4 protein-coding genes and 2 pseudogenes are annotated in these 5,211 nt (G+C 68.5%); 5 read left to right on the top strand and 1 reads right to left on the bottom strand.

Annotation, left to right across the window (positions count from 1 at the left end; translation table 11 throughout):
• Positions 1-170 precede the first annotated feature (170 nt).
• From JF597_RS50315 to JF597_RS50295, 5 genes and pseudogenes are all read left to right on the top strand, one after another.
• Positions 171-638 (top strand): ATP-binding protein, encoded by a 468-nt coding sequence (locus JF597_RS50315; protein WP_294012987.1) that lies wholly within the window; start codon positions 171-173, stop codon positions 636-638.
• 113 nt (positions 639-751) lie between these two features.
• A complete protein-coding gene (locus JF597_RS50310) occupies positions 752-1,054 on the top strand; it encodes a hypothetical protein (protein ID WP_294012984.1) in 303 nt (100 codons plus the stop codon).
• Positions 1,051-1,727 (top strand): annotated as a pseudogene (locus JF597_RS50305) (nucleotidyl transferase AbiEii/AbiGii toxin family protein). The gene JF597_RS50310 and the pseudogene JF597_RS50305 overlap by 4 nt, the downstream one beginning before the upstream one ends.
• A gap of 224 nt (positions 1,728-1,951) precedes the next feature.
• The gene (locus JF597_RS50300; protein WP_294012981.1) at positions 1,952-3,226 is read left to right on the top strand and encodes a nitrate/nitrite transporter; all 1,275 of its coding nucleotides are present in this window, start codon (positions 1,952-1,954) and stop codon (positions 3,224-3,226) included.
• A 79-nt stretch (positions 3,227-3,305) separates the two neighbouring features.
• Positions 3,306-4,460, top strand: coding sequence for a uroporphyrinogen-III synthase (locus tag JF597_RS50295; RefSeq protein ID WP_069765337.1), 1,155 nt, complete (start codon positions 3,306-3,308; stop codon positions 4,458-4,460).
• Between the two features lie 40 nt (positions 4,461-4,500).
• Here the strand turns inward: JF597_RS50295 and JF597_RS50290 are convergent.
• A pseudogene (locus tag JF597_RS50290) lies at positions 4,501-5,211 on the bottom strand (transposase); the annotation flags it as partial.

Genomic DNA, 5,211 nt, shown 5'->3' with positions numbered 1-5,211 from the left:
CTCTCCAATTCGGGAGATGTATCTCCCGTGTGCCTCTACTGTACTTCTTGTCGCCCAACTCCCCCCGCCCATAAGCCGGAAGCGCACCCACCCAGGCACAGCCACCGCCCGGCGTGGCCGTTGAGCGAGAAGTCGTCGAAGCTCCCCTTCTCTTCCGCCGGAGGTATCCGATGGTCACCGTAGCCCTGCCCGACACCTGGGTGTACGCCCTTCGCCTGCCGCATGACCCCAGAGCCGCACGTGTCGCACGTACGACCGTGCGGGCCGCGCTGAACAGCCATGGCATGGCCGAAGTCCTCGACGTTGTCGAGCTGTTGACGTCCGAACTCGTCACCAACGCCTACCTGCACGCCAAGGGGCCCGTCTCGCTGAGGCTGACGGCTCTGGGGGAGGGGCGGCTGCGGGTCGGGGTGTGGGACAGCCACCCATATATCCCCGCTCCCTTTGCCCGGCCTCCCGGCGATCGCGTTCCGCCCGCCTCGCTGGGCACGGTCGGAGGGCGTGGTCTGTTCCTTGTGCAGGAGTTCGCCGATGCGTGGGGTGGGTGGTCGCTCGGAGACGGACTTCTCGATCGGGGCGCGGGGAAGCTGTTGTGGTTCGAGGTGGGCCGGGGCGGCCTGTGCGGTGGGAAGCGTTGAGCCGTCCAGCCGCGGTTGTCGTACGAGCCCGGCATACTGCTGTTGTGGCCGAGTACGCAGACGGAAGCAGGAGCGCGCCTTCCCGCTGGGGTTACGGGACGGAGCGGCTGCCGGTGACGCTCGACGAGCTGGCCGGGCCCAAGAGCGGATCCGTCGCGCTTCCCCTCGAACTCGCGTGGTCCGGGCTGCGGGTCTTCGATCTCGGTGACGTGAAGCTGCTGCTGGGCCTGTACCGGATCGTTCTGAACAACGGATCCACTGACGACTTCGTGCGCTACCTCGATCAGGAGCACCTCGTCCGCCACTGGTCGATCCTGCGCAAGATGCTGGGGCGCGGCGTGCGCGAGACGTGGGAGGAAGCCTTTCCCGAGCTCTGCCGTTCCGGTCCCGAGTTCCGCCGTTCCGGCCCGGTATGAAGCTGCCCCCGCTGCATCGCCGACTGCTGGCGGATGCCCTGGATGCGGTGTGGATTACGAGCTCGCCCTCGCCGGCGGGTATGCCGTACAGGCTCATGGCCTGGTCGCTCGTCCCAGTCAGGATCTGGACTTCGCGACTCGGCACCTTGCGTCGATGGCCGACATCGTCCCGCGCCTTGCGGATGGCCTGCGAGGGAAGGGCTGGGCGGTCGCCATTGTCGACGTCAGGCCGCTCAAGGCACGGCTCCTCGTCACGGATCCGGACAGCCGGGAGGCCTGTGAAGTAGACCTTCTCAAAGAGGCCTTGGCTCATCAGCCGGTAGTCATGGACGTCGGCCCCGTGGTCGATCTCGAGGACCTGGTGGTCATGAAGGTACGCGCCCTCGGGGATCGCGGTCTGCCGCGTGACGTGATCGACGTCCACGCAGCCTGCCGGTACTACTCCGTCGTCGAGCTGGAGCAGCTGGGTGCGCGGGACGAGGAGGAGTTCGACCTCGTCGAGCTCCGCGACCGGCTCGAGAGCGTCGTATGGGTCGGTGACGAGGAGTTCGCGGCGTATGGGCTCGGCCCCGAAGACATCGCTGAGCTGCGGCGATGGGCCCTGGAGTGGGAGTCCGACCTAGGGCTCCGGCTGGCCGAGGACTACGACGACACCGAGGATGCCGACGACTGAAGTGGTCGGGCGGTCCTCACACCACGGCCTTCCGACGCGCGGAGCTCTTCGTAACACAAAGCCCTCACGACCTCTCATCCCGCCCCCCGCCGGGGTGAGAGCAAAGTTCCCTTCCGGTCACCCGGTGCCACAGGCAGGAAACGCGTCCTCCCTACCTTCGGGACTTATCACCGCTCAGCACCCCCGAAAAGCACCACCGAGCCCCGTCGCACCGTGGAGGCGTCATGACAGCCCCTAGTACAGCCCCCGCACCCCCGAGCAGGGGCGGTCGCTGGATCCAGCAGTGGGATCCGGAGGACGAGACCTTCTGGAAGGAGACCGGCGAGAAGGTCGCCAAGCGGAACCTGCTCTTCTCCGTTCTCTCCGAGCACATCGGGTTCTCGATCTGGACCCTGTGGTCGGTGCTCGTGCTCTTCATGGGCCCGGAGTACGGCCTCACCCCGGCCGACAAGTTCATGCTGACCTCCATGGTCACCCTGGTCGGAGCCGTCGTCCGGGTGCCCTACACCTTCGCCGTGGCCATCTTCGGCGGGCGGAACTGGACGATCATCTCGGCCAGCCTGCTCCTCATCCCGAGCATCGCCGCGTTCGCCGTGATGAAGCCGGGGACCTCGTTCAACACCTTCCTGCTGGTCGGCCTGCTGGCTGGTATCGGTGGCGGCAACTTCGCCTCCAGCATGACCAACATCAACGCCTTCTTCCCGCTGAAGAAGAAGGGCTGGGCGCTCGGTCTGAACGCCGGCGGCGGCAACATCGGTGTGGCCGCGATCCAGCTGGTGGCCCTGGCCGTCATCGGGGCCAGCGGCGGCCCGCGTGTGCTGCTCGGGATCTACATCCCGCTCATCGCCGTGGCCGCCGTCCTCGCGGCTCTCTTCATGGACAACATCGCGTCCGTGAAGAACGACACCGGCGCCGCCAAGGACGCCGCGCGGGACGGCCACACCTGGATCATGTCCTTCCTCTACATCGGCACGTTCGGCTCGTTCATCGGTTACAGCTTCGCCTTCGGGCAGGTGCTGACGAACCAGTTCGGCCGTACGCCGCTGCAGGCCACGTACCTCACCTTCATCGGACCGCTGCTCGGCTCCCTGATCCGGCCCGTGGGCGGCTGGCTCGCCGACAAGTACGGTGGCGCGAAGATCACCCTCTGGAACTACGTCGCCATGGGTGCCGCCACCGCCGTCCTGGTCGTCGCCAGCATGCAGAAGTCGCTGCCCCTGTTCGTCGTCGCCTTCGTCGTACTGTTCTCGCTCACTGGCATCGGCAACGGATCGACGTTCAAGATGATCCCCGGCATCTTCCAGACCAAGGCCGTCGCCAAGGGTCTCGAAGGGGAGGCGGCCGTACTGTACGGACGTCGCCTCTCCGGAGCCTCGATGGGTCTCATCGGCGCGGCGGGAGCACTCGGCGGCGTCGGCATCAACCTCGCCTTCCGCCAGTCCTTGAGGCGAAGCCGCAGCTCAGCTACGCCGAGGTGTGACGTAACACTGGCGACATAAAGCGGAACCGAGCCTGTCACGAGCCGTTGACAGGCTCGGTCGGCATGTAGGTCAGACGACAGACTGCGGGACGACAGCCATGTACGACGAACAGCAGGCAGCAGAGCAACACGGTCCCCTCGCGGGGTTCACCGTGGGCGTCACGGCCGCGCGCCGAGCGGACGAGCTCGGTGCGCTGCTCCAGCGCCGTGGAGCCGCCGTACTGCACGCGCCCGCTCTGCGGATCGTGCCCCTCTCCGACGACAGTGAACTGCTGGCGGCGACGAAGGATCTGATCGACCAGGCGCCCGACGTCGTGATCGCCACGACCGCCATCGGCTTCCGGGGGTGGGTCGAGGCCGCCGACGGATGGGGGCTCGGTGAGGCGCTCCTCGACCGGCTGCGTGAGGTGGAGCTGCTCGCGCGCGGGCCGAAGGTCAAGGGGTCGATACGGGCCGCCGGGCTGACGGAGGACTGGTCGCCGTCGTCGGAGTCCATGGCCGAGGTACTGGACCGGCTGCTGGAGGAGGGCGTCGAGGGGCGCCGGGTCGCCATTCAGCTGCACGGGGAGCCGTTGCCCGGGTTCGTGGAGGCTTTGCGGGCCGCGGGAGCGGAGGTCGTGGGGGTGCCGGTGTACCGGTGGATGCCGCCGGAGGACATCGGGCCGGTGGACCGGCTGCTGGACGCGGCTGTCTCGCGGGGGCTGGACGCGGTGACCTTCACGAGCGCGCCCGCCGCGGCTTCCCTTCTCTCCCGGGCCGAGGACCGGAGTCTGCTGCCCGAGCTGCTCGCCGCCCTCCACCACGATGTGCTGCCGGCGTGTGTCGGGCCGGTGACCGCGTTGCCGTTGCAGGCGCGGGGGGTGGACACGGTCTCGCCCGAGCGTTTCCGGCTCGGGCCGCTCGTGCAGCTGCTGTGCCAGGAGCTTCCCGGGCGGGCCCGGTCGTTGCCCATCGCCGGCCACCGGGTGGAGATCCGGGGGCACGCGGTGCTGGTCGACGGGGTGCTGCGGCCGGTGCCACCGGCAGGGATGTCCTTGCTGCGGGCGCTGTCCCGGCGGCCGGGCTGGGTGGTGTCACGAGCGGAGCTGCTGCGGGCGCTGCCCGGCGCCGGCCGGGACGAGCACGCGGTGGAGACGGCGATGGCCCGTCTCCGTACGGCCCTGGGGGCGCCGAAGCTGATCCAGACGGTGGTGAAGCGGGGGTACCGGCTGGCACTGGACCCGTCCGCCGACACCAAGTACGCGGACGTCTAGTGCTCTGACCGCATAGACACCTCAGGCGTTCAACACGTAAAGCTGCGGCGGCGAGTTCGACGGGGAAGGCGGTGTGCTCGTCGAAGAGCTTGCGGTGCTGAAGGCAGTGGTAGAGCTGGCCGAGCATGCGGTTGAAGAGGTTCCTCTGGGCAGCTGCGTGCCAGTCTCCGTGGCCGTCGCGGCGCCTGCGATAGTGGGTCTTGGCGCCTGGTGAGGCGGTGATCGCGGAGAAGGCCCAGAGGTAGCCGGCGTGGTTGAGGCGGTCGTTCTTCACCCACCGGCGAGTGATGCTCGACTTCTTGCCCGAGGCCCTGGTGATGGGGGAAGCCCCGGCGTATGCCTTCAGGCCCCGGGCATCGGCGAAGCGGTTTCGGTCGTCCCCGATCTCGGCGAGCACCCGGGCACCGAGCTGGATGCCGAGGCCGGGGAAGCTGAGGATGATCTCAGCGTCCGGATGCTGAGGGAAAGCTTCCTCCACCGCCTCGGCCAGATTGTCGGCCGCCGTGCAGGCGGCCTGGAGCTGGACCAGGAGCGCGAGCATCTGCTGGCCGAGCGCGTCCTCGACCAGCGGGGGCTGGTGGGCCCAGTCGGCGCGGAAGACTTCACGGAGCCGTTCGGCCTCGGCTTCGACGCCGCGTTTGCGACCGGCGCGCTTGAGTGCGGCCTGCAGCTGCGTGCGTGTCAGCCTCGCAGCCCGCGTCGGTGTCGGTGCCGCCTTGAGGAGTTCGTGCGCCTCCCGGCGGCACAGACC

The sequence above is a fragment of the Streptomyces sp. genome (genome assembly GCF_019510245.1).
GTDB lineage: Bacteria > Actinomycetota > Actinomycetes > Streptomycetales > Streptomycetaceae > Streptomyces.
This window is presented reverse-complemented; position numbering and strand designations above follow the sequence as displayed.